Source organism: Enterobacter sp. UPMP2052 (assembly GCF_053709675.1).
In genome coordinates, this window is record NZ_JBSKJR010000010.1 from 68,855 (window position 1) to 95,027 (window position 26,173).

Here is a 26,173-nt window from a genome sequence, read left to right on the forward strand (position 1 = left end):
ATTGATGTTTTATGCCGTCTGGCCGGGGAAAAATTCAGGCTGCCATAAAACCTGAAGCTGCGCGATGTCCTCTCCGCCGATCAGCTGGCGCACCATGTCGGCAATCTGCTTCCCGACGCCCTGGCGGGTGGACTGAATAACCGCCGCAACGTCAATGTCGACAATGCTGTCCTGTGGCAAGCCGTCGTAGACCACCAGCGAGACGCCGTGCTCGCCGGTCAAACGCCCCATCTGCGCCAGTGCCATCGCCGCGCCGTCGCCGTGAGTATTGCCGTCGGTGATGATTGCCGTCGGCGGTTGGGGCAGGGAAAGTAACTCCATGGTCGTGGCATACCCAACGCGGCGCGACGGCGGCATAGCGCGCAGCCATTCGCTGGACAGCCCGGCCTCGCGGAGCGCGTCCAGATAGCCCTGGCGACGCTGGGTAATGAAGGCCTGGCTGTTGCTCTCGCCGAGTAGCGCGATGCGCTGATGGCCTTTGTCGATAAGCCAGCGGGTAGCGCGGTACGTGCCAGCATAGTTGTCGAAATCAAACCATGCGTACGGCTGTGGGAGCAGGCTGCGTCCGAGCGCCAGGAAGGGAAAACCGGCTTTCTGAAGCTGCTCGAGTCGCGGATCGTGATCCAGCGTATGAGCGACAATCAGCGCGTCAACGCGGCGGCTTTGCACCATCCGCATATAGCTGTGCTTGTCCGCCAGATCGTCATCGGCAATCAGGAGTAAGTCGATTTCATGTCGCCCCAGTTCGTGGCTAATTTCGCCGACCATGTCCATAAAAACGCTGTTATTGAGCGGAACGGGATGGACCGGAAATACCAGACCCACGGCATCGATTTTGCCCATCTTCAGGCGGCGGGCAAAGGTGTTGGGGCGATAGCCACGGCGCTGGGCTTCCGCTTCCACGCGAGCGCGGGTCTCGCGGGAGACGTCGTCATATCCGTTAAGGGCGCGGCTGACGGTAGTAACAGACAGCCCAAGTTCTTTGGCAATGGCTTTTAGCGACATGATTTTCCGTATCTTCGTTAATTTTGTTCCGCCACCAGCAGCGCGTGCGTGTCCGGCTCCAGCGCCTTAAAGATATGCGGCTGATCTGCCGGGTAACAGATGTAGTCCCCTTCCCCCAACTCCTCCGGGTTATCCAGTAACCCCACCTTCGCGCGACCCTGGGTCACGATAATGTGCTCTACCGATCCCGGCGGATGCGGCTGGGAAATGCGGTCTGCGCCAGGCTGGGTGAGCAGCAAATAGATATCACGCCGCGCCCCCGGCGGGCATGCCGCCAGCAAAATGGCTTCATAGTTGGCCTGCCCGGCAATTACCTTGGTTCCTTCTCCCCGGCGGATCACCTGCGTCGTGGGCAACTGCGGCTCCAGCAGACGGGCAAAGGGAATATCCAGCGCCACGCAAAGCGACCAGAGCGTTTCCAGGCTCGGGTTACCGTTGCCGGACTCAAGCTGCGAAAGCGTGGATTTCGCGATCCCGGCACGGCGGGCAATTTCCGCCAGTGAGTGCCCGGTTCGCAGGCGTTCTCGCACCAGACTTTTGGCGATCACGCTGATTGGCTGCGTCATAAACGGCCCTATACTCTGTTAAAACGAACGATTCGTTCATCTTGTAAAACATCGTTGATCCGTTCATTATAATGGAAATACGTTCGATATGGCTAAAATTGTATGACGCATCCTCTCTCTTGCCTCAAAGGTGACACGATAAAAGCGATCGTTCTGGTCTGCCTGGCGGTTGGCGTCGTCGGCATGTCTTATGGATCGCTGGCGATGGCGTACGGGTTTCCGCTCTGGGTGCCCTTTGTCCTGTCACTCACCGTGCTGGCGGGTGCATCCGAGTTTATGTTTATCGGCATAGTGGCGAGCGGCGGTAACCCGCTGGCGGCCGCGGCGGCGGGATTACTGGTTAACGCCCGCCACGTTCCGTTTGGCGTCACGGTGCGCGAGCTGGTCGGCAAACGCAGCCTGAGCTTCCTGGGCTGCCACATCATGAATGACGAAAGCGTGGTGTTTGGGCTGTCGCAAAACACGCCCGAGCAGCGTAAAGCCGCCTACTGGCTGTGCGGTCTGGGCGTGGCCATCATCTGGCCGCTTGGCGCGTTGCTGGGGGCGATGGTCGGCAAACTGCTGCCGGACCCGGAAACCATCGGCCTGGACGCGGTTTTCCCCGCCATTTTGCTGGCGTTAGTGGTACCGGCGTTTAAAAACCGCACCACGCTTATCCGCGCCTGCAGCGGCGCGGTGCTGTCGCTGGCCGCCGTGCCGTTTGCCCCGGTCGGCTTGCCGGTACTGCTCTCGTTACTGGGCCTCGCCGCGAGGAAAAAATAATGAAAAACATGACGCTATTTATTCTCGGCATCGCCATTCTCTCGGCGGGAACCTACCTCATGCGCCTTGGCGGGGCGAAGCTTGGCAGTCGGCTGGCCTTGTCCGAACGCTCTCAGGCGCTGCTGTCGGATGCGGCGACGGTGCTGCTGTTTTCCGTGGCGCTGGCGACCACCTTCTATGAAGGGGAGCATTTCGCCGGCATGGCCCGCGTGCTCGGCGTGACCTTTGCGGTGTTTTTAGCCTGGCGAAAAATGCCGCTGATCGTGGTGATTATCGCAGCGGCAATCGTGACGGCGCTGCTGCGGCTGGCCGGTATTCATTAATCCCCCTCCCTTCCTGACGATGTCATATTCGTCAGGAAAATCAATCGTCTCTGGTATGTGGCCTCGCCCACACTTTTTCGCTTCCGTTCGGTGCTGTCTTGTCACGCCCGGCTGACATTTTCACGCTCAGCCTCCTGCCGCCGCCCCCGTAGAATCAGGTCACGCAATTCTCAACGGAGTGACACGATGGCGTACCTGACAGCCGACTGTATCGACCTCAATATCCAGGGCAACACCCCCTATTCCATCCTCAAAACGCTGGCGGACATGGCCTGGCAAAATGGCTTCGTCAGCGACCGAGGTGCGTTCTTACAAACGCTTCTGTTGCGCGAAAAGCTGCACTCCACCGGTTTTGGCTCGGGCGTCGCTGTACCCCACGGCAAAAGCCCTGTGGTGAAGCAGCCCTTCGTGCTGTTTGCGCGTAACGCCCCGGGCGTCGACTGGAAAGCCAGCGACGGCGAAGCGGTAACCTGCTGGATCTGCCTTGGCGTGCCGCAACAGGGGGAAGACGGGCAGGTGAAAATGATTGGCACCCTGTGCCGGAAGATCATTCATCCGGCGTTTATTTCACAGCTCAAGCAGGGCGATCGGCACCAGATCCTGGCGCTGCTCAACCAGACGTTGAGCGAATAGGAGCGAGCGATGGAAACGACGTTACGGCTTGTCGCCATTACTAACTGTCCGGCAGGCATTGCGCACACCTATATGGTGGCCGAGGCGCTGGAGCGAAAGGCGCGTGCTTTAGGGCATACCATTCAGGTTGAGACCCAGGGTTCCAGCGGGGTGGAAAATCATCTGAGCGATGAGGCTATCCGTGAAGCGGACTACGTGATTCTGGCAACCGGTCGCGGGCTTAGCGCCGACGATCGCGCCCGTTTTGCCGGGAAACAGGTTTTCCAGATCCCGATTTCACACGCGCTGAAGAATATCGACGCTATTTTTGACAACTTATCCACGCAATCGCAGCGGTTCACTGCCGATAGCGCCGTAAAGCTGGGCAAACAGGATGTGCAGAAAGGCAGCGTGATGAGCCACCTGATGGCGGGCGTCTCAGCCGCGCTGCCGTTTGTGATTGGCGGCGGTATTCTGGTGGCACTCGCTAATATGCTTGTCCAGCTTGGCCTGCCCTATACCGATATGGCGAAAGGGGCGCCTTCATTTGCCTGGGTGGTGGAGTCCATCGGTTATCTCGGCTTTACCTTTATGATCCCGATTATGGGCGCGTACATCGCCCTGTCGATTGGCGATAAACCGGCGTTCGCACCGGCTTTTCTGGTGTGTTATCTGGCGAACGATAAAGGGCTGCTCGGCACACAGTCCGGGGCGGGTTTTCTGGGCGCGGTCGTGCTGGGACTGGCTATCGGCTATTTCGTGCTGTGGTTTCGCAAGCTCAAACTTGGCAAGGCGCTGCAGCCGCTGCTCGGCTCTATGCTGATCCCGTTTGTGACGCTTCTCGTCTTCGGTGTGCTGACTTACTACGCGATCGGCCCGTTGATGTCCGATCTGATGGGCGGCCTGCTGCACCTCCTCAATACCATTCCGCCGTCGATGAAGCTTGGCGCAGCGTTCCTCGTGGGCGCGATGCTGGCGTTTGACATGGGCGGCCCGGTCAATAAAACCGCGTGGTTTTTCTGCTTCTCGCTGCTGGAAAAACACATCTACGACTGGTACGCCATCGTCGGCGTGGTCGCGCTGATGCCGCCCGTCGCGGCGGGCATCGCAACCTATCTTGCTCCTGGGCTTTTCACCCAACAGGAGAAAGCGGCAGCCAGCAGCGCCATCGTGGTGGGTGCAACCGTAGCCACCGAACCGGCAATCCCCTACGCGCTGGCGGCGCCGCTGCCGATGCTTACCGCGAATACCCTCAGCGGCGGCATTGCGGGCATGCTGACCCTCTCGTTTGGCCTCCAGCGTCTCGCGCCGGGGCTGGGCGTGTTTGACCCGCTGATTGGCCTGATGTCTCCGGCGGGCGCGTTCTATCTGGTGCTGGGCATCGGTCTGGCGATAAACATTACGTTAATAATCGTGTTAAAGGGCTGGTGGCTGAAGCGTAAAGCCGCCCGTCAGGAGGTTGCACATGAACATTGAGTTACTGAAATCGCTCTGTGATGCCAGCGCGGTCAGCGGCGATGAGCAGGAAGTCCGCACCATTCTGATCGACGCCCTGCACCACCATGCCGACGAAATCACCTTCGACGGGCTGGGCAGCGTCATCGCCCGCAAAGGTTCACGCGGGCCAAAAGTGGCTATCGTCGGGCATATGGACGAAGTGGGTTTTATGGTCACCCACATCACCGAGGCGGGGTTTATTCGGTTTGACACCGTCGGCGGCTGGTGGAGCCAGTCAATGCTTAACCATCGGGTCACCCTCCGCACCCGCGAAGGCAAGAAAATCCCGGGTATTATCGGGTCCGTTGCGCCCCATGCGCTGAGCGAAAAGCAGAAGCAGCAGCCGATGAATATTGACGATATGTTTATCGATATTGGCGCGAACAGCCGCGAAGAGGTGGAAAAATGCGGCATCCGGATGGGTGATTTTGTCAGCCCCGAGGCCAACTTTGCCCACTGGGGAGAGGATAAAATCCTCGCCAAAGCGCTGGATAACCGCGTGGGCTGCGCCCTGATGGCCGAACTGCTGATCGGCGTCAATAACCCTAACATCCGCCTGTACGGCGTGGGCAGCGTCGAGGAGGAGGTTGGTTTACGCGGGGCGCAAACCTCCGCAGAGTGCGTCAAACCCGACGTGGTGATCGTGCTTGATACCGCCGTCGCGGGTGATGTTCCCGGCATCGACGGCGTGAAATATCCGCTGAAAGTCGGCCACGGCCCCGGCGTGATGCTGTTCGATAAACGCTATTTTGCTAATCAGAAGCTGCTCGCTTTACTCAAACAGAGCGCGGAAAACGCGCAAGCACCGCTGCAGTTCAGCACCATGAAAACCGGCGCGACCGATGGCGGGCGTTATAACGTGATGGGCGGCGGCCGGCCAGTCGTCGCACTTTGCTTGCCGACACGTTATCTGCACGCCAACAGCGGTATGATCGCTGAAAAGGATTATGACGCGGCGCTGAAGATGGTGCATAACCTGCTGATGTCCCTGGATGACAGGCAGGTCGCCGCGCTCACGGATTTTCGCTAAGGATCGGTCATGCTCAATGAACGCCAGTTGGCCTTACTCAATGCGCTGGAGTCACAGCCCGCCGCGCCGGGCACGCTGGCGCAGCAAACCGGCGTTTCCGCCCGCACCATCCTGCGGGATATCGACTACATCAATTTTACCCTCGGCGGCAAGGCGCGGATCAGCGCCTCCGGCAGCGCGGTGTGTCAACTGGATATCTTTGACAGGAAACAGTATTTCCAGCTTTTACAGCGTCATGATAATGATGACCGGTTGCTGGCGTTGCTGCTGATCCGCCCGGTCACGACCCGGGCGCAGCTGGCGGATGCGCTTAATCTTCCCGATGCCTGGATTGCGGAACGCCTGCCGCGACTCCGCCAGCGATACGCGCGCGCCTTTACCCTTGCCAGCAGGCCAGGCGCCGGGTACTTCGTCGACGTCGATCAGGACAAACGCATTATCCTGCTGGCGAACCTCTTCAAAAAAGATCCGCTGGTCTACCCGCTGCCGGGCATAAACCCGGCGGTCCTGGGCAGGCTGCACGCACGCTGCCAGACGCTCACGGCCTGGCCGGATATTCATGGCGACTATCTGGTCAGCGTCCTCCTGGCCGTTTACGCGCTGCGCCAGCACCCGATTCTTTCGACCGGTTGCCCTGACATTAACGCGCTTGAAGCGTGCTGTGAACAGGCGGGGCTTTGGCCGGGGCCTGACGTCCTGAGCGTGGTGTCCCGCAGGCTGGACCGCTTACAGCACAGTGCAAATGCGATAACCCCGCAGTACGTCGCGGACCACCTCACCACCCTGGCCTCCCCCGCCCAGCCGCAGGCGATTGATGCGCAGCTCACGGACGAACTGACCGCGCACCTGAAAAGATGCGTTGCCATGCCAAACTGGTTTCCCGAAAGCCGGCCTGGCTCGATGAATCATCTCAAAGCGGCCTGGCCTGCGGCGTTTGATATGAGCGTGAAATTTATCAATCAGCTGCGAAAGGTGATGGATATACCGCTTATCGACAGCGATCTCCCCGGCCTCTATTTTGCCTGCGCGCTTGAGCGGCACCATAGCGAATGGACGCCAATCGTTTTACTTGCCGATCAAAACGCCATTGCGACCATTAATAAAATGGCCATAGAACGGGAGGTGATGAACTGCCGGGTGGTGGTGGTGCTCACGCCCGAGGCGCTGGCGGCAGTTCAGGACGAATGCCAGCCAGCCCTGATTGTGAATAACAGCCACTATTTGCTGGATGACAGCCAGCGAGACGTGCTGCCTATCCGCAATATCATTACCGCGGCGGGTATCGAGCAGATTAAAGATTTTCTCGCGTCGGCGTTTATCCGCCAGCAGCCCGACCGTTTTTTCCCGCCTGAAGGTTCATTTCATTATACGAACGGCCCGGACGAAAGCTGGGACGAGATCATCGCCGCCGTCACCACGCAGCTGCTTGAGAAAACCGCTATTACGCAGGATGAAGCCCTGCGCATCTGTCAGCGCGAGCGGGAAGGCGAGAATCTGGTGGTGAATCATGTGGCGATCCCCCACTGCTGGAGCGAGGTGCAACGCCCCTTTCGGGGATATTTTATTACGCTTGAACGCGCGATTCGGGTGAACGGTGAAAGCGTTATGCATGTGCTTATCGCCTGTGCCAGCGCGGAGAATCGACAGGAGCTGAAAATTTTTAGCTTTTTAGCGAGCGTGTTAAGCCGCCATTCGTCGCAGCGGATTGAGAGCGTGGGGCATTACGAGGGATTTATTGCGTTACTGCACTGAGAGAGGGAACCTGTCCCGGCTCCGAAGAGCCTGGGACAGCGGCTGTACGGCTTATTTGTTCAGTTCTGCCGTCATGTGTACGCGGTTACCGGAGAACGCCTGGGTGATTTTGTAAGAGGACGCGCCCGCTTCCTGAGCCTGTGCGGCGATTTTAGCTTCTGCACCATCAAGCGTAGAGGCGGTAGCCGTCACGGATTGTGCTGCGAATGAACCAAAAGAGGTAGCCAGAGCGATAACTGCGACAAAAGTTTTGATGCTGTTCATGTGTTTAAACCCTTTCATTAAGTTGTTTAGGTAAGGCACCGTGCCTTGATGAGATAAATAATAGACCTCATCCCGACCAACTAAAAGCGGAAGGATTTGCTCACGTTATTCAAATTTATTGATTAACAAGTAGTCGCTGTTCATGGGTATAGATTGTGGCTCTTCCCGGCTTGCAGAACCCCACCAGCGTCAGGTTGCAGCGCTCCGCCACTTCCACCGCCAGCGTAGTGGCCGCCGACACGGCAAACAGAATTTCCACGCCGCACATCGCCGCTTTCTGCACCATCTCATAGCTTGCCCGGCTTGAGACCAGCGCGGCGCCCTGCTGCCAGACGTCTCTTTCGCGCGCCCGACGGCCCAATAGCTTGTCCAGCGCCACGTGGCGGCCCACGTCTTCATGTCCACCCGCAATTGTTCCGCACGGCAACACCCAGGCCGCCGCATGCGTACAGCCGCTCAGTTGCCCGATGGGCTGGACTGTGTTCAGTTGCTCCAGCGCCCTATCAAGGTGCGCCAGATCGAACGTTTGGGTGAACGGCAGCGGCGCGATGGGCTTGCCGATATCGTTGAGTTGTTCAACGCCACACACCCCGCAACCGGTACGCCCGGCCAGCGCGCGACGGCGCTCTTTCAGCCCCATAAAGCGGCGGCTGGAAAGCTCTATCTGGACTTCCAGCCCGTTGCAGGCCTGCACCACGTCCATGCCATAGATATCCTGCGGACGCGCAATAATGCCTTCCGACAGGGAAAACCCAATGGCGAACAGCTCGAGATCTTTCGGGGAGGCCATCATCACCACATGCGAAATCCCGTTGTACACCAGGGCAACGGGTACTTCTTCCGCCAGATAATCGGGCGTGGCATGGGTTATGTGGGGCGGTCTGTGTACCGACCGTTCCACAGTGCCAGCAGGCAGTGGTAACGCGTGGGCAGCACGGTTTTGTTTAAACACAACGGTATTCCTGAACAACCACAGAAGTGAGCCTGCTATTGCATCACAAACGGCAGGCCTTACGCATAGTATGGATCAACTTTTCATCACCCATTGCCCGTCAGTTTACCTACTCATTAGGGAGAGGCGCAATGCAGGCGCGGCTACACCTCTTTAACATAAATCGGGTGCCATGTGACATATATCACAATTTATAATCAATACAGTGATAATACGCTCACTTTGTTTTAACGCTATTGAAACAGGCTTACCGACATTGTGGTATTCTGACGATATCCCTCGTGGAACTGCGGGATTAACGCAAATTTTCACCTTTGCGGCGATTTTTTGACCGCAAAGCAAAACAATAAAGCAATGTCGAAATTAACGAAGGAGTGACCCATGCAGGTCAGCAGAAGGCAGTTCTTTAAGATCTGCGCTGGCGGTATGGCAGGCACTACGGCAGCGGCGCTGGGCTTTGCCCCGGGCGTAGCGCTGGCGGAAACACGGCAGTACAAACTGCTGCGCACCCGCGAAACCCGTAACACCTGCACGTATTGCTCCGTCGGCTGTGGGCTGTTGATGTATAGCCTCGGCGACGGTGCAAAAAACGCCAAAGCATCTATCTTCCACATCGAAGGCGACCCGGATCACCCGGTCAACCGTGGTGCGTTATGCCCGAAAGGGGCCGGTCTGGTGGACTTTATCCATTCAGAAAGCCGCCTCAAGTACCCAGAATATCGCGCGCCCGGCTCCGACAAATGGCAGCAAATCAGCTGGGAAGAGGCGTTTGACCGCATCGCAAAACTGATGAAAGAAGATCGCGATGCCAACTTTATTCCTCAGAACGCCGAGGGCGTAACGGTTAACCGCTGGCTCTCTACCGGTATGCTGTGCGCGTCTGCTTCCAGCAACGAAACCGGCTATTTAACCCAGAAATTCACGCGTGCACTCGGTATGCTCGCGGTCGACAACCAGGCGCGTGTCTGACACGGACCAACGGTAGCAAGTCTTGCTCCAACATTTGGTCGCGGTGCGATGACCAACCACTGGGTCGACATCAAGAACGCCAACCTTGTCGTGGTGATGGGCGGTAACGCCGCTGAAGCGCACCCTGTCGGGTTCCGCTGGGCGATGGAAGCCAAAATCCATAACGGCGCGAAATTGATTGTGATCGATCCCCGCTTTACGCGTACAGCGTCAGTGGCGGATTTCTACACCCCTATTCGTTCAGGTACTGACATTACTTTCCTGTCAGGCGTATTGCTGTACCTGATGACCAACGAAAAATATAACCGCGAGTACACCGAAGCCTATACCAACGCCAGCCTGATCGTGCGTGAGGATTACCACTTCGAAGATGGCCTGTTCAGCGGTTATGACGCCGAAAAACGCAAATACGACAAAACCAGCTGGAACTACGAGCTGGATGAGAACGGCTTTGCCAAGCGCGATAAGACCCTGCAACACTCGCGCTGCGTGTGGAACCTGCTGAAAGAGCACGTCTCCCGCTATACGCCAGAGGTGGTCGAAAACATCTGCGGAACGCCGAAAGCGGACTTCCTGAAGGTGTGCGAGCTGATCGCCGAAACCAGCGCGAAAGACAAAACCGCGTCGTTCCTGTACGCACTCGGCTGGACGCAGCACTCCATCGGCGCGCAGAACATCCGTACCATGGCGATGGTTCAGCTCCTGCTCGGCAATATGGGGATGGCAGGCGGCGGCGTGAACGCCCTGCGCGGTCACTCCAACATTCAGGGCCTGACCGACCTCGGCCTGCTGTCGCAGAGCCTGACCGGTTATATGAACCTGCCAAGCGAAAAACAGACGGATCTGCAAACCTACCTGACGGCCAGCACGCCAAAACCGCTGCTCGAAGGACAGGTGAACTACTGGGGCAACTATCCGAAGTTCTTCGTCTCGATGATGAAGGCGTTCTTCGGCGATAAAGCGACGGCGGAAAACAGCTGGGGCTTTGACTGGCTGCCGAAGTGGGACAAAGGCTACGACGTCCTTCAGTACTTCGAGATGATGCACCAGGGCAAGGTCAACGGCTACTTATGCCAGGGCTTTAACCCGGTCGCCTCGTTCCCGAACAAAAACAAGGTTGTTGAGTCGCTGTCGAAGCTGAAATTCCTGGTGACGATTGACCCGCTCAACACCGAGACGTCAACCTTCTGGCAAAACCACGGTGAATCGAACGACGTCGATCCGTCGAAGATCCAGACCGAAGTGTTCCGCCTGCCGTCTACCTGCTTTGCGGAAGAGAACGGTTCTATCGTCAACTCCGGACGCTGGCTGCAGTGGCACTGGAAAGGCGCGGACGCCCCGGGCATCGCCATGAACGACGGCGAGATCCTGGCCGGTATCTTCTTGCGCATGCGTAAGATGTACGCTGCTGAAGGCGGTGCGAACCCGGAACCGGTGCTGAACATGACCTGGAACTACTCGACGCCGGAGAACCCGTCGCCGGAAGAAGTGGCGATGGAGAGCAACGGTAAGGCGCTGGCAGACGTTATCGACCCGGCGACCGGCGCCGTGCTGGCGAAGAAAGGCGATCAGCTCAGTACCTTCGCGCACCTGCGCGACGACGGCACGACGTCCAGCGGCTGCTGGATCTTTGCCGGGAGCTGGACGCCAAAAGGCAACCAGATGGCCAACCGCGATAACGCCGACCCGTCGGGCCTCGGCAATACGCTGGGCTGGGCCTGGTCGTGGCCGCTGAACCGCCGCATCCTCTATAACCGTGCCTCCGCAGACCCGCAGGGTAATCCGTGGGATCCGAAGCGTCAGTTGCTGAAGTGGGACGGCGCGAAGTGGGGCGGCGTGGATATACCGGACTACAGCACCGCAGCACCAGGCAGCGACGTCGGGCCGTTTATCATGCAGCCTGAAGGGATGGGCCGTCTGTTCGCTATCGATAAGATGGCGGAAGGTCCGTTCCCGGAACACTACGAGCCGTTTGAAACGCCGCTGGGCACCAACCCGCTGCACCCGAACGTGGTCTCTAACCCGGCCGCGCGTATCTTCAAAGGCGACTTTGAAGCGCTGGGTAAAAAAGACAAGTTCCCGTACGTGGGCACCACTTACCGTCTGACCGAGCACTTCCACTACTGGACCAAGCACGCGCTGCTGAACGCCATTGCGCAGCCGGAGCAGTTTGTGGAGATCGGCGAGAAACTGGCGAATAAGCTCGGCATCACCCATGGCGATACCGTGAAAGTCTCCTCCAACCGCGGCTATATCAAGGCCAAGGCGGTGGTGACCAAGCGTATTCGCACGCTGAACGTACACGGTCAGGAAGTGGATACCATCGGCATCCCGATTCACTGGGGTTACGAGGGCGTGGCGAAGAAAGGGTTCATTGCGAACACCCTGACGCCGTTCGTCGGTGATGCGAACACGCAGACGCCGGAGTTTAAGGCCTTCCTCGTGAACGTGGAAAAGGTGTAACGGAGACGACCTATGGCTTATCAATCTCAAGACATTATCCGTCGTTCCGCGACTAACAGTTTCACGCCCGCGCCTCAGGCGCGGGACCACCAGCAGGAAGTGGCGAAGCTTATCGACGTGACCACCTGTATCGGATGTAAAGCCTGTCAGGTGGCCTGTTCTGAGTGGAACGACATCCGTGACGAAGTGGGTCATAACGTCGGGGTGTACGATAACCCGGCGGATCTGACCGCCAAGTCCTGGACGGTGATGCGTTTCTCGGAAGTGGAGCAGAACGACAAGCTGGAATGGCTGATCCGCAAAGACGGCTGTATGCACTGCGCGGACCCGGGCTGCCTGAAGGCGTGCCCGTCGGAAGGGGCGATCATTCAGTATGCTAACGGCATCGTCGACTTCCAGTCCGAGCAGTGTATTGGCTGCGGCTACTGCATTGCGGGCTGTCCGTTCGACGTGCCGCGTCTGAACCCGGAAGACAACCGCGTCTATAAATGTACGCTGTGCGTTGACCGCGTGAACGTCGGCCAGGAACCGGCATGCGTGAAGACCTGCCCGACCGGTGCAATCCACTTTGGCTCCAAAGAGGATATGAAAACGCTGGCGGCAGAACGCGTGGGCGAGCTGAAAACCCGTGGTTACGATAACGCAGGCCTGTACGATCCGTCCGGAGTGGGTGGGACGCACGTCATGTACGTACTGCACCACGCCGACAAGCCGAATCTGTATCACGGCCTGCCGGAGAATCCGGAAATCAGCGCTACCGTGAAGTTCTGGAAAGGCATCTGGAAACCGCTGGCAGCGGTCGGTTTTGCTGCTACCTTCGCCGCGAGCATCTTCCACTACGTCGGTGTTGGTCCGAACCGTGCGGAAGAGGAAGACGATAACCTGCATGAAGAGAAAGACGAGGTGCGCAAATGAAAAGACGTGACACCATCGTGCGCTATACCGCGCCGGAACGCATCAACCACTGGGTCACCGCCTTCTGCTTCATGCTGGCGGCGATAAGCGGGCTGGGATTCTTCTTCCCGTCCTTCAACTGGCTGATGCAGATCATGGGGACACCGCAGCTGGCGCGTATACTGCACCCGTTTGTTGGCGTCATCATGTTCGCGTCGTTCATCATCATGTTTTTCCGATACTGGCACCATAATCTAATCAATCGGGATGATATCTTTTGGGCGAAGAATATTCGTAAGATCGTCGTCAACGAGGAAGTGGGTGACACCGGGCGTTATAACTTCGGCCAGAAATGCGTATTCTGGGCGGCGATTATCTTCCTGGTCCTGTTGCTGGTCAGCGGCGTGATCATCTGGCGTCCGTATTTTGCGCCTGCTTTCTCAATCCCGGTGATCCGATTCGCGCTGATGCTGCATTCATTTGCCGCAGTGGCGTTAATTGTGGTTATCATGGTGCATATTTACGCCGCCCTTTGGGTTAAAGGCACCATTACCGCGATGGTGGAAGGATGGGTTACAAAGACGTGGGCGAAGAAACATCACCCGCGCTGGTACCGTGAAGTCCGCCAGAAACAGGAAAAGTCATCTGAATGAGTATTCGCATAATCCCGCAAGATGAGCTGGGTTCGAGCGAGAAACGCACGGCGGATTACATTCCGCCGTTGTTATTCCCCAGACTCAAGAACCTCTATAACCGCCGCGCAGAGCGTCTGCGCGAGCTGGCAGAGAATAACCCGCTGGGCGATTTTCTGCGTTTCGCCGCGCTCATCGCGCACGCACAGGAAGTGGTGCTGTACGACCACCCGCTGCAAATCGACCTGACCGCGCGCATTAAAGAAGCCAATGCGCAGGGCAAACCGCCGCTGGATATTCACGTGCTGCCGCGTGATAAACACTGGCACAGGCTGCTGCATTCGTTGATTGCCGAGCTGAAGCCGGAGATGAGCGGCACCGCGCTGGCGGTGATTGAAAACCTGGAAAAAGCCTCTGACATGGAGCTGGAAGAGATGGCGAGCGCGCTGTTTGCTTCCGACTTCTCGCAGGTCAGCAGCGACAAAGCGCCGTTTATCTGGGCTGCGCTGTCGCTCTACTGGGCACAAATGGCAAGTCTGATCCCAGGCAAAGCCCGCGCCGAATACGGCGAAGCGCGTCAGTTCTGCCCGGTGTGCGGCTCAATGCCGGTCACCAGCATGGTGCAGATCGGTACCACCCAGGGGCTGCGCTACCTGCACTGCAACCTGTGTGAAACCGAGTGGCACGTAGTGCGAGTGAAGTGCAGCAACTGCGAGCAGACCCGCGATCTCAACTACTGGTCGCTGGAAAACGAAGACGCGGCGGTGAAAGCCGAAAGCTGCGGCGACTGCGGGACGTACCTGAAGATTCTGTATCAGGAAAAAGATCCGAAAGTCGAAGCCGTGGCGGACGATCTCGCCTCGCTGATTCTGGACGCCAAAATGGAGCAGGAGGGCTTTGCCCGTAGCTCGATCAACCCGTTCCTGTTCCCGGGCGAAGGGGAGTAATCTCCTGTAGTGGCTCGTACTTTTGCGAGCCACGTTCCGTTTCCGCACTAATTCCCAGCCATTTCGCTCCATTTTCGGATTTCGTTTACCCCTCCTTACGTAGATAAATCGACCTTTCTTCGCCACTATTCCCGCCTTAACAAACTATTACAAACTGCAAGGGAATATATCGAAATGGAATTTCGATTCTTTACGCCCCATACGCGCCTTTCTTTATGCTGTGCGTTTCTCTGCCTCTCAGCGGCTGCGGCACCGGGGGATGAGCAATTTATCCTGCAACAGCAGCGTCAACAGGCGCTGGAAACCCAGCTGACGCCACAAACACCCGACGTTCGTCTGCAAATCTCTGCGAAAGGTGACGATAGCGGGAAGTTCGTCGCCGAAACGCCCTGCTTTACGATCCATGATGTCACGTTATCTGGACATGACACGCTCCCGCACTGGGTGCCGCTACAGCGCATTGCCAATCAGGCCGTGGGTAAATGCCTGGGCGCACAGGGTATTAACCACGTTATGAGCCTGCTACAAAACCGGCTTATCGCCCATGGCTGGACGACAGCACGCGTGCTGGCACCCGCGCAGGATGTAAAAAGCGGGCATTTAGCGCTGGCCGTCATCCCAGGGAAAATCCGCCACGTCTCATTAACCGACAACAGTAACCGCTGGCTGTGGCTTTATAGCGCCTTTCCGGCGCATGACGGTAATCTGCTGGATTTGCGGGATATCGAACAAGGGCTGGAGAACCTCCAGCGTCTGCCCACCGTTCAGGTCGAGATGGATATCGTTCCGGCGGAACAGCCGGGCGAGAGTGATATTGTTATCACCCGCCAGCAGAGCAAGTTCTGGCGGCTGGGTCTGTCGCTTGATGATTCAGGCACCTCATCAACGGGCCGCTATCAGGGTGGGCTAACGCTCTCGCTGGATAACCCGCTGGCGCTGAGCGATCTCTTCTGGTTTTCCATTAATCATGACCTCCAGACCGGGCCGGAAAAAGGCAACCAGAACCTTAGCGCCCACTGGTCTGTCCCCGTGGGCTGGTGGGCATTTTCAGTCACCGGCAGCGATTACCACTATCACCAGACCGTGGCGGGGCTAAACGGCGATATTCGTTACAGCGGTAAAAGCCAGAGTCTGGTGGCGCAGGCCAGCCGCGTTCTGCACCGCAGCAGCGCGCAGAAAACCACGTTCACCTGGGACGTAGAGAGCCGGACAACGCAGAACTACATCAATGACACCGAGGTTGAGGTTCAGCGTCGTCACGTATCCGCCTGGAAGGCCGGGCTTCAGCATCGTCACTACATTGGCCCTGCCACGCTCGATGCGGGCATCAGCTATCAGCGCGGCACGCGGTGGTTTGGCGCCCAGCCCGCCCCCGAGGAGGTGTTCGAAGAAGCCACGGCGCTAAGCCGCATTCTTCGCACCGATGCACGCCTGAGCCTGCCGTTTGAACTGAGTACACAGCACTTCCGCTACGACGTGGCCTGGCAGCGTCAGAGCAGCAACACGCCGCTCACCTCACAGGATCAGTTCTCCATTGGCGGGCGCTGGACGGTGCGCGGCTTTGACGGCGAACGCACGCTTAACGCCGATCGCGGCTGGCTGGTGCGAAACGATCTCTCCTGGCAGACCCCGCTTGGGGGAAGTGAATTTTATCTGGCTGCTGACTACGGCGAGGTTGCAGGCAAGGGGACGGAGTACCTCACGGGCAATCATCTGGCCGGTGGCGCAGCCGGCCTGCGCGGTGCGCTCTGGAAGGTGGGATACGACGCCTTCGCCGGCGTGCCGTTCTCCCGTCCTGACGGCTTTAAAACCAGCCCGGCGACCTTCGGCTTCAACCTGAATATGGATTTTTGACCATGCGCTATGGCGATTTGACGGTTCATTGTCCACTGCTCCACGCCGTGACGCTGAATGAAGCAGAAGTGCTTGGCGCGTCGGTCTGGCTCTGGATGCATTCACTCAACCACCGTGACGCGCCGCTGCACGTCCTGCCCGTGGTACTGCTGCCCATTATTAAACGCCAGCAGTACGTGCTGGTCGAGGAGAAAGGCCGCCCGGTCTTTTTCCTGAGCTGGGCATGGATGAGTGAAGAAGCCGAACACCGCTATCTCACCCAATCGCCGGTTGTTCTCCCGGAAGAGGACTGGTGTAACGGCGATCGGATGTGGTTTCGCGATTTTATCGCGCCGTTTGGCCACGCAGAAGCCATGTTCCACCTTCTGCGCGAGGAGATTTTCCCCCATCAAATTGCCCGCGGACTCTGGCACCGGGGCGCGGAGAAAGGCCGTCGCATCAACACGTTTTATGGCAAACGGGTCACGCGCGATGCGCTGCTGAACTGGAAAAAGATGCATCCCCTGCACGGATAAAAATAAAAGGATTTCACCATGAACAAACGTTTGTATCGCATCGTCTTTAATAAAGCCCGCGGCATGCTGATGGTCGTTTCTGAGCTTGCCCGGAGCTGTTCGGGCAGCGCATCCTACTGCGGCATCGGGCGGAGCCTTCAGCGCCTAGTCTGCCGCGTAGGTACCCTCAGCCTTGCTCTGTGGCTGGCCTCTGGTGCGATAACGGTGCAGGCTGCCGGGATTGTGGCGGACGCCTCCGCACCCGGTAAACAACAGCCCACCGTCATCAGCACCGCTAACGGCACGACGCAGGTGAATATCCAGACCCCATCGGCAGGGGGTGTATCCCGCAACACCTTCAGCCGGTTTGACGTCGGCCAGGACGGGGCCATTCTGAACAACTCCCATAAAAACACGTCAACCCAGCTCGGCGGGATGGTGACCGCCAACCCATGGCTGGCGAAAGGCGAGGCTAAAGTCATCCTCAACGAGGTGAACGCGCGCAACCCGAGCCAGCTCAACGGCTACATTGAGGTGGCTGGACAGAAGGCTGACGTGGTGATCGCCAGCCCGTCGGGCATCACCTGCAACGGCTGCGGCTTTATCAATGCCGGGCGCGCCACGCTGACGACAGGCACCGCGCAGATGCAGGATGGCCGGATAACCGGATATCAGGTGGAGCGCGGCGACGTTACCGTGAACGGCAGCGGGCTGGACTCCACCGGCCAGGAGCACACCGATATCATCGCCCGGGCGGTACAGGTGAATGCCGCCATTCACGCCCAGGATTTACGCGTCACCACCGGGCGCAACGCGGTGGATGCGGCCCACGAACAGGTTACAGCCCTCGCCGGTAACGACGCGGCGAAGCCCGTGCTGGCGCTGGATGTCTCACAGGTCGGCGGCATGTACGCCGGGAAAATCCGCCTGCTGGGAACGGAGAAAGGCGTCGGGGTGCGCAATGCAGGCAGTATCGGTGCACAAGCCGGGACAGTCACCCTCTCCGCCGACGGACGTATTGAAAACAGCGGTGCCGTCTGGGCTTCCACGGATACGACGCTTTCCAGCACGGCCTCCGTGCAAAACAGCGGTTCGATTGCCGCTGAACATAACGTCAGCCTGACCGGTACGGACATCGCCAACACCGGAACGCTGGCATCCGGGGTGCAACCAGACGGCAGAACGGGCAGCAGCGGTGACCTGACGCTAAGCGCCAGCGGCAAGCTGGAGATGCACGGCGTGAATGCAGCGGGAGGTAATATCACAGCAACAGGCCGGGGGCTGGATGCATCAGGCAGCGTGACGCAGGGTAACACCATCACCCTTAACGCCGGACAAGGCGATCTCAGCACCCACAGCGCGCAGATCGTTGCCCGGGACACGCTTCGCGCGACGACCGCAGGCACACTCAACAACAAGGGTGGCCTGCTCGCAGCCGATCAACTCACGCTCACCGCTAAACGCCTGCAAAACCAGAAAGGTCAGATTAGCCAGAGCGGCACACGTGAACTGACGCTGAACCATCAGGACGGTATTGATAACCGCGAAGGCAGCATTGCCGCCAACGCCACGGTGACTGTCAACACCGCATCGCTGGATAACCGCCAGGGCCAGATTATCGCCGCTGATACCGGCACGTTGACGATAAAAGCGGCGGGCCTGACGGATAACCGTAAGGGCGAACTGGCTGCGGCAGGCAGCATCAGCGTGGCCGCCGATGGGCTGGACAATAGCGGGGGCTTTATCAGCGCTGAAAAAGGCCGCATCGGGCTGACCAGCAGCAAAGCGCTGACTAACATCGGTGGGACCATCGCCGCCCATGAGGCATTGACGCTCGACAGCACCGGTTTGAATAACGACGAAGGTTTGATTCAGTCCGGCGCGGACATGTTCGTCGACACCCACGGCATCAGCATTTCAAACAAAGATAACCTGACGACGGGCGGCATCGTCAGCTTTGGCACACTGCACGTAAACGCTGGTAGCATTAACAACCAGCACGGCATGCTTGCCGGAGCGAAAGAGACTGCCATTTGGGCCAAAGACGTAGATAACCGCGACGGTACGCTGGCCTCTGATTCTACCCTGCAACTGAATGTGCACGCCGTTGACAACCAGCGCGGTACGCTCAGCGCGGGCAACAACCTGTCGCTGGCGCTGGTTGATAACCTGGATAACCGCGACGGTACCCTTAGCGCGACTGGCTCGCTGAATATTCATGCCGGGTCGCTGGATAACACGCAAGGCACGCTGGTATCCGGTAAAGATGCGCGTATAGACACGGCCCGGATAACCAACCAGAGAGGGATGATAGCCGCCCAGCGCGATCTCGCCATCACCGGGCAACGTCTGAATAACGACAGCGGCGGGCTGGTACAGAGCGGGGGCAATATTACCCTGGCCATTGAACATATCAGCAACCGCGACAGCGGCGATGTGGGCGGCATCGTGAGCCAGGGAAACCTGACGATGACCACGACCGATCTGCAAAATGATGCAGGCGTACTGCTCGCCGAAAAACAGGCCACACTGGACGCCGCACGCTTTAGCAATATCGCCGGAACGCTGTTTGCCCTGGATACGCTAACGCTCGCCACACACAGCGATACCGATAACCGTCAGGGGATCATTCAGGGGAGCGGGATTGTCCTGGATACACATGGCTATCAGCTGGATAACCGCGAGGGGACACTCTACAGTCTGGCGGCTATGCAGCTGGCGACCGCCGGGTTGAACAACCAGGCCGGTACGCTGGGGGCAAAGGGTGATTTCACACTGTGGGCAACCTCGCTGGATAACCGTTCCGGCGGGCGTCTGGTTGGTGAGCAGGAGATAGCCCTCACCCTCGATCGTCTTGATAACCAGGAGGGGCAGATCCAGTCTTTAAGCAACCTGGTGGTGAACGCCGTATCGGGCGCAATCGACAACACGCTGGGCCTGATACGCAGTGGCGCAACGGTGACGCTGAACGCCGCCTCTCTGATCAACCGCAATACTCAGGCCGAAGAAAAGGGCATTGAAGGGCTGGATGTGACTATCAACAGCCAGCAGTTTGATAATGCTCAGGGAACGGCGCTGGCAGGCAATACGTTAACCATCGCCAGTGCCGAAACCCTCGATAACACCGAGGGTGAGCTGTCCGCCGCTGGCGCACTGTCGCTGAGTGGGGCAGCCATGCGCCTCATCAACACCGACGGCGTGGTCATCGGTGGTGAAAACACGGATATCGACGCGTACGACATTACCGGTGACGGCCAGCTGCTGTCACTTGGTGACATGACCCTTCGCACACGCCAGGCCTTCAACAATACGGGTGATGTCATTGCCAACGGCAGCATGACCTTTACCACCCCAGGCCGCGTGACCAACTCCGGTAACCTGCTGGCTGGTACAACACTCGACTTTTCTGCCGAAAGCCTCATCAACACGGCCTCCGGTGAAATAGCTGCGGGTGCGACCAGGCTATCGGTTGCCGGTTCGCTCGACAACAATGGTCTTATCGATGGTAGCCAGACGTGGCTGCATGCCGGAACCATAACGAACGCGGGTACTGGCCGCATTTACGGTGACCATCTTTCACTTCAGGCGACAACGCTGAATAACCTGGCTCAGGGCGGAAAAGCGGCGACCATCGCCGGGCGTCAGCGCGTGGATATTGGCGCTAACACCATTAACAACCGCGATCATGCGCTAATCTACAGCGACGGTGCGCTGGCTATCGGCGGACAGGTCGATGCCAGTGGCTTTGCCACCGGCCAGGCAAAGACGCTGAACAACCACAGCGCGACCATTGAATCCGCAGGTGATATGGCGCTGTCCGTCGGCCAGATCAACAACGTCAACGATCGCTTCAGCACCGAAGTGGCGTTGATCTCCACGGAAGAGATACACGAGTATCAGCACAAGGGATCGCCTGACCGATGGGATGCCGATGCCGAAGGGGTGTTTGTCGATCATAACTCTGCCGACAGCCTGCTGAACCTCAATACCCCGGACGATACCGGGGCCAATAATGATAACTTTTACGAGTACAACTACACCCGCACCATCGAAGAAGAGGTCATTGCCGAGAGTGACCCGGGCAAAATCCTTTCCGGTGGGAACATGCTGATCGCGGCAGACCAGGTACTGAACGATAAAAGCCAGATTGTGGCGGGAGGAACGCTCGGTATCTTCGCCGATTCGGTAGATAACGTGATGCCGGAAGGCAGCCGCTGGATCACCGATGCAGGCTCGGTGACGCACTACAGCCGCAAATCTAAAAAGGGGGGCGACTCTCAGGGCAAGAGCACCTCAGACTATGTGCCGCCAGTGGTGATCCAGTCCATCTCCCTGAATCCCGGACGCATGGAAGGCAACAGCCAGGCTGAGGGCAGCGATATTACCCTCTCACCTACCACCGCACGCGGAACGGACGCCACGCTCAATGAGGCGGGCAGCCTGACGGTTAGCGTGGAGACCCGCTCACCAGGACAGGATACCTCGTCCCCTGAACTGCCTGCCGGAATGGCTCCAGGCAAATGGATCGAAACGCCCGCCAGCGATGCGCAGGACGTGGTAATCCGTGCGGCAGGGCCAGACACCCGCCTGCCGGACAGCAGCCTGTTTAATACGTTACCGGACCCGAACGCGCATTATCTGATCGAAACTGACCCACGCTTCACCAACGACAAAACATGGCTCGGCAGTGATTACATGCAGAATGCGTTCACGACGGATCCCAACAACGTGCACAAGCGGCTTGGCGACGGCTATTACGAGCAGCGACTGGTGCGCGAGCAGATCATCGCCCTCACTGGCGGGCGTTATCTGGGTGACTACCGTGATGATGAGACCCAGTTCAGGGCACTGATGGATGCGGGTATTGCTTTCGGGCAAGCGCATCAGCTGATTCCTGGCGTGGCACTCACCGCTGAACAGATGAGCCTGCTGACAGAGGACATGGTCTGGCTGGTCAACACCCGGGTGCAGCTTGCAGACGGAAGCTGGCAAACGGTCACGGTGCCGCAGGTATATGTTCGCGTACAGCCTGGCGACATTGACGGCAGCGGCGCACTGATGGGCGGCCAGAACCTGGTGATGAACCTGAACCGCGACCTGGTCAACAGCGGCACCCTTCATGGCCGCGAAGCAGTCCAGCTTAGCGCCGACAACATCACCAACAAGGCCGGGACGATTCAGGGGGCAGACGTCAGCCTGCTCGCTCGCACGGACATCAGCAACATTGGCGGCACGATTTCCGGCAACCATTCCGTTCTGGCCTCTGCCGGACGGGACATCAACATCACCACCACCACCCGTAGTGCAGAGAGCACCCCCGGGGAAAACAGCTTTGAACGAACCACCGTTGAGCGTGTGGCGGGGATATACGTTCAGGGCGATGGCGGTAAGCTGGTGTTGAACGCCGGGCGCGATCTCAGCCTGACCGGTGCGCAGGTGGTGAACAGCGGCAGCGACAGTCAGTCGGTGCTCAACGCCGGGCGGGATCTAAACCTGTCGACCGTCACCACCTCGGCCAGCGATAACCTGACCTGGGATAAAGACAACTGGCTGAAGCAATCCGCCACGCAGCAGGTGGGAAGCGAGGTCGCTGGCGCGGGCGATGTTCTGATGATGGCCGGACGCGACGTGAATGCGCAGGCGGCCTCCGTCGACGCGGGCGATCGCCTCATCGTGAGTGCCGGGCATGATCTTTCCATCACGGCCGCGACTGACAGCAGTGAATTTGAGTCGCACCATAAATCCAGCGGCAGCAGCGGCGCACTGTCGAAAAAGACCGTGACGACCCACGATGTAGTTAACCGCGAGACCGCACAGGGCGCCCTGTTCAGCGGCGACACCGTCACCCTGCAGGCGGGTAATAATCTGCTTGTTCAGGGCAGTGATATCGTTGGCGATAATGATGTCCGGTTGGCCGCGGGCAACAACCTGACCCTGACCACGGCGGAAGAGCACAGTCAGGAGAGCCATCAGCGGCAGGAGAAAAAATCGGGCCTGTCCGGCACGGGCGGCATCGGTTTCAGCTACGGTAGCCAGAGCCTGAAGGTCACCGATACCGCGCAGGACACCACCCTGCGCGGAAGCACCGTCGGCTCTGTTGACGGCAACGTCACCCTGAGCGCAGGCAGTGATCTGAACGTCCACGGCACCGACCTGATTGCCGGGCACGACATGACGCTGGCTGGCAAAAACGTCAACATCACCGCCGCCACGGAGAGCGGCACGCAGACCCACACCGTGGAGCAGAAATCCTCCGGCCTGACGCTTGCGCTGTCCGGCGCGGCGGGCGGTGCACTCGACAGCAGCGTCCACACCCTGAAGCAGGCCGGTCAGACCGATAACGACCGACTGGCCGCACTGCAGGCTGTGAAAGGCGCGCTGACCCTCGGACAGGGCGCGCAGTCCGTCCTGCTCGACCAGGCCACCGGCAACCAGAAAGGCAATGACAACACCGTCGGCATCAGCCTCTCTTACGGCAGCCAGTCGTCAACATCCACCCAGACCAGCACGCAGACCACGGCGAAAGGCAGCAGCCTCACCGCCGGGAATAACCTCACGGTGGTGGCGACGGACGGCGACGTGCTTGTCCACGGCAGCCAGCTTGACGCGAAAAACGACCTGCTGCTGCAGGCAAGCCAGGACGTGAACCTGATATCGGCGCTGAACACCGCCGGGCTGGACGGCAAAAACGAAAGCCACGGCGGCAGCGCGGGCGTCGGTATCGGCACTGGCTCCGGCGGCTGGGGTATCACCGCCTCTGCCAGCGTGAACGGCGGCAAAGGCAAGGAGAGCGGGAACGGCACCACCCACACCGAAACCACCGTGAAGGCCGGGGAGACGCTCAGCATCGTCAGCGGGCGTGACGCCACGCTCGCCGGGGCACAGGTCAGCGGCAATACCGTTGTGGCAGACATCGGCCGCAACCTGACCCTTGCCAGCGAGCAGGACACCGACCGCTACGACAGCACACAGCAGAACGCCAGCGCCGGGGGCAGCTTCACGTTCGGCTCCATGAGCGGCTCCGCCAGTGTTAATTACAGCCGGGATAAAATGTCCAGTGACTATGCCTCCGTGAAGGAGCAGACCGGCATCTTTGCAGGCAACGGCGGGTTCGATATCTCCGTGGGCAGCCACATGCAGCTCGACGGCGCGATTATCGCCTCCACCGCCACCGCGGATAAAAACCGCCTCGACACCGGGACGCTCGGCTGGCGCGATATCCACAACACCGCTGAATACGACGTGGAGCACCAGAGCGCGGGCATCAGCTCCGGGGGCAACCTCCCCGGACAGTTCACGGGGAATATGGCGAGTAACCTGCTGGTCGGGGCGGACAGCGGCGACAGCGCGGAGGGCACGACGCGCGCGGCCATTGAAAACGGCACGCTGGTGGTTCGCGACAAGGCGCGTCAGGCACAGGACGTGGCGGACCTGAGCCGCGACACGGCTAATGCAAACGGCAGCATCGACGCCATCTTCGACAGGGAGAAAGAACAGCGCAGGATGGAGGAAGCGCAGCTTGTCGGGGACATCGGCAGCCAGGTGGCGGATATTGCCCGGACGCAGGGAGAGCTGAACGCGCTGGAGGAGGCGCGCAGGGTGCATCCTGAGATGACCACCGAACAGCTGAAAGAAACCCAGGCCTACCGTGACGCGCAGGCAGAATACGGCACGGGCAGCGGCATGCAGCGCGCCATTCAGGCAGCCACCGCCGCCGCTCAGGGGCTGACGGGTGGTGACATCAGCGCCGCACTGGCCGGGGCAGCCGCACCGTATGTGGCGGAAATTATCGGACACCGTTCCGGGCTGGACGAAACGATGGAAAAAGCCGCTGCCCACGCAGTGGCGAATGCCGTGCTGGCGACGATACAGGGGAAAGATGCGCTTGCGGGTGCGGCGGGCGCCGCCGCCGGGGAGCTGGCAGGCGGTATTGCGCTGGAGATGTACGGCAAGGATGTTACTGCGTTGAGCGAAAGTGAAAAGCAGACCATCAGCGCCCTGGCAACCCTGGCCGCAGGGATTGCGGGTGGCGTCGCGGGAGACGGCACGGCCAGCGCCATTGCGGGAGCACAGGCCGGGAAGACGGTGGTTGAGAATAACTCTCTGAGCAAGGACAAAATCTTTGATATCAACCCGATGCTGAAGATGGGTGTGATAGATGAGAATGGCGATCCGCTGAAAGGTGGTGGTGGAATAGCTAAAAGTGGTAAATCTAAAGATACTCAGATTTGGACAGAAACCAAGAAAACAGAACCTGTGGGTAATGCCTATGGGCACTGGACAAAACATGGGAAAGAGTTTCCTGAGTATCAGAATGCGAAGCAATATGTGGATGCTTCGCATAACTTTGTCACAAATCCGCCAGCAGGTACGCTCACTACAACAAGGAAAAACGGTGATACGATTTATTACAACCCATCCTCCAATACATTTGCCGTTAAAAATGCAGAGGGTGTTCCTAAAACAATGTTCAGACCAGATCCCGTAGATCATGGTTATCCAACAAATTTGGACTATTTCAATGCACAAAAATAATGAGCTATATATCTGCCGAGTATGTGGTGCAGAACAATTAGATGCACCTTGGGGTGATGATGGGGAATCTCCAACATACGATATATGTGATTGTTGTGGGGTAGAGTTCGGTTACGAAGATTCCACTTTGCAAGGTATCAAGAAATACCGGGCACAATGGTTAGATAGTGGTGCTAAGTGGAGCCATAAAAAATCTGAGCCTGAAAACTGGTCCCTGGAAAAGCAGCTATCTCATATACCAGCAAGATACCTTTAGTTTTGGATCTCGGCCACCGAGCCGGGATCTTCTTTTTAACCGTCAGCCCTTCTCAAGGGCCAATCTGACTTTCACGCCCTCAAAGAACGCCAGCACTTGTTGCTGCTCTTTCGCGGGCAGGCAGGTGGAGGTCCGGGTCAGTACCTTCATCAGTGGACTCTCCATGGGAAGCGTGATGATGACCAGACAGCCGGGCATCACGCGTATATCCACCCGTTTAATAAATGCAAGGCGACTTGCGAAATTAATAAATGAAGCATTAACGATTCATTCTTAATAGATCTGCTAAATATGTTCAGGGAAAGAAACGCAGACGGAAAATAATCTGGCACTGAAACGCTCTGCCCGTCATTACATCCTCAATAA

Annotated in this window: 17 protein-coding genes; 13 read left to right on the forward strand and 4 right to left on the reverse strand. The window is 58.5% G+C overall.

Going from position 1 to position 26,173, the window contains the following annotated elements:
* Positions 1 to 9: 9 nt before the first annotated feature.
* Positions 10 to 1,005, reverse strand: coding sequence for a LacI family DNA-binding transcriptional regulator (locus tag ACWKX3_RS19750; RefSeq protein WP_454542265.1), 996 nt, complete (start codon positions 1,003 to 1,005; stop codon positions 10 to 12).
* A gap of 17 nt (positions 1,006 to 1,022) precedes the next feature.
* Entirely contained in the window at positions 1,023 to 1,571 is a 549-nt protein-coding gene (locus ACWKX3_RS19755; RefSeq protein ID WP_006179139.1) for a helix-turn-helix domain-containing protein, read from the reverse strand.
* Between the two features lie 102 nt (positions 1,572 to 1,673).
* Between ACWKX3_RS19755 and ACWKX3_RS19760 the strand changes: the two genes are divergently transcribed.
* The 6 genes from ACWKX3_RS19760 to ACWKX3_RS19785 all read left to right on the forward strand — a co-directional run bounded on the left by ACWKX3_RS19760 (position 1,674) and on the right by ACWKX3_RS19785 (position 7,547).
* Positions 1,674 to 2,333: an AzlC family ABC transporter permease gene (locus ACWKX3_RS19760; protein WP_454542266.1), complete on the forward strand. Its 660-nt coding sequence runs from the start codon at positions 1,674 to 1,676 to the stop codon at positions 2,331 to 2,333.
* Positions 2,333 to 2,656 carry an AzlD domain-containing protein gene (locus tag ACWKX3_RS19765; RefSeq protein ID WP_442779900.1) on the forward strand — a complete coding sequence of 108 codons (324 nt, stop codon included), beginning with the start codon at positions 2,333 to 2,335 and terminating at the stop codon, positions 2,654 to 2,656. Before ACWKX3_RS19760 ends, ACWKX3_RS19765 begins: the two co-directional genes overlap by 1 nt.
* A gap of 186 nt (positions 2,657 to 2,842) precedes the next feature.
* The gene (locus ACWKX3_RS19770) at positions 2,843 to 3,289 is read left to right on the forward strand and encodes a PTS fructose transporter subunit IIA (RefSeq protein ID WP_442779901.1); all 447 of its coding nucleotides are present in this window, start codon (positions 2,843 to 2,845) and stop codon (positions 3,287 to 3,289) included.
* A gap of 9 nt (positions 3,290 to 3,298) precedes the next feature.
* Positions 3,299 to 4,744: a PTS fructose-like transporter subunit IIBC gene (locus ACWKX3_RS19775; protein ID WP_141114091.1), complete on the forward strand. Its 1,446-nt coding sequence runs from the start codon at positions 3,299 to 3,301 to the stop codon at positions 4,742 to 4,744.
* Positions 4,734 to 5,795 carry an aminopeptidase gene (locus ACWKX3_RS19780; protein ID WP_454542267.1) on the forward strand — a complete coding sequence of 354 codons (1,062 nt, stop codon included), beginning with the start codon at positions 4,734 to 4,736 and terminating at the stop codon, positions 5,793 to 5,795. Before ACWKX3_RS19775 ends, ACWKX3_RS19780 begins: the two co-directional genes overlap by 11 nt.
* Before the next feature lie 9 nt (positions 5,796 to 5,804).
* Positions 5,805 to 7,547, forward strand: coding sequence for a putative frv operon regulatory protein (locus ACWKX3_RS19785; protein WP_454542268.1), 1,743 nt, complete (start codon positions 5,805 to 5,807; stop codon positions 7,545 to 7,547).
* Between the two features lie 51 nt (positions 7,548 to 7,598).
* Here ACWKX3_RS19785 and ACWKX3_RS19790 read toward each other — a convergent pair whose 3' ends face one another.
* Positions 7,599 to 7,811 carry a YdgH/BhsA/McbA family protein gene (locus ACWKX3_RS19790; protein ID WP_042322688.1) on the reverse strand — a complete coding sequence of 71 codons (213 nt, stop codon included), beginning with the start codon at positions 7,809 to 7,811 and terminating at the stop codon, positions 7,599 to 7,601.
* 115 nt (positions 7,812 to 7,926) lie between these two features.
* Positions 7,927 to 8,763, reverse strand: a complete 837-nt coding sequence (gene fdhD, locus ACWKX3_RS19795) for a formate dehydrogenase accessory sulfurtransferase FdhD (protein WP_454542269.1) — start codon at positions 8,761 to 8,763, stop codon at positions 7,927 to 7,929.
* Positions 8,764 to 9,144: 381 nt separating this feature from the next.
* Between fdhD and fdnG the strand changes: the two genes are divergently transcribed.
* The 7 genes from fdnG (at position 9,145) to ACWKX3_RS19830 (ending at position 25,551) form a co-directional block, all read left to right on the forward strand.
* Entirely contained in the window at positions 9,145 to 12,195 is a 3,051-nt protein-coding gene (gene fdnG, locus ACWKX3_RS19800) for a formate dehydrogenase-N subunit alpha (RefSeq protein ID WP_454542270.1), read from the forward strand.
* Positions 12,196 to 12,207: 12 nt separating this feature from the next.
* A complete protein-coding gene (gene fdxH / locus ACWKX3_RS19805; RefSeq protein ID WP_006179127.1) occupies positions 12,208 to 13,110 on the forward strand; it encodes a formate dehydrogenase subunit beta in 903 nt (300 codons plus the stop codon).
* A complete protein-coding gene (gene fdoI, locus ACWKX3_RS19810) occupies positions 13,107 to 13,742 on the forward strand; it encodes a formate dehydrogenase cytochrome b556 subunit (protein ID WP_006179126.1) in 636 nt (211 codons plus the stop codon). Before fdxH ends, fdoI begins: the two co-directional genes overlap by 4 nt.
* Positions 13,739 to 14,668 carry a formate dehydrogenase accessory protein FdhE gene (fdhE, locus tag ACWKX3_RS19815; protein ID WP_006179125.1) on the forward strand — a complete coding sequence of 310 codons (930 nt, stop codon included), beginning with the start codon at positions 13,739 to 13,741 and terminating at the stop codon, positions 14,666 to 14,668. Before fdoI ends, fdhE begins: the two co-directional genes overlap by 4 nt.
* Before the next feature lie 174 nt (positions 14,669 to 14,842).
* Positions 14,843 to 16,522, forward strand: a complete 1,680-nt coding sequence (locus tag ACWKX3_RS19820) for a ShlB/FhaC/HecB family hemolysin secretion/activation protein (protein ID WP_454542271.1) — start codon at positions 14,843 to 14,845, stop codon at positions 16,520 to 16,522.
* A gap of 2 nt (positions 16,523 to 16,524) precedes the next feature.
* Positions 16,525 to 17,037, forward strand: a complete 513-nt coding sequence (locus ACWKX3_RS19825) for a toxin-activating lysine-acyltransferase (RefSeq protein ID WP_058610700.1) — start codon at positions 16,525 to 16,527, stop codon at positions 17,035 to 17,037.
* Positions 17,038 to 17,055: 18 nt separating this feature from the next.
* Positions 17,056 to 25,551 (forward strand): hemagglutinin repeat-containing protein, encoded by an 8,496-nt coding sequence (locus ACWKX3_RS19830; RefSeq protein WP_454542272.1) that lies wholly within the window; start codon positions 17,056 to 17,058, stop codon positions 25,549 to 25,551.
* The last annotated feature ends 622 nt before the right edge of the window (positions 25,552 to 26,173 follow it).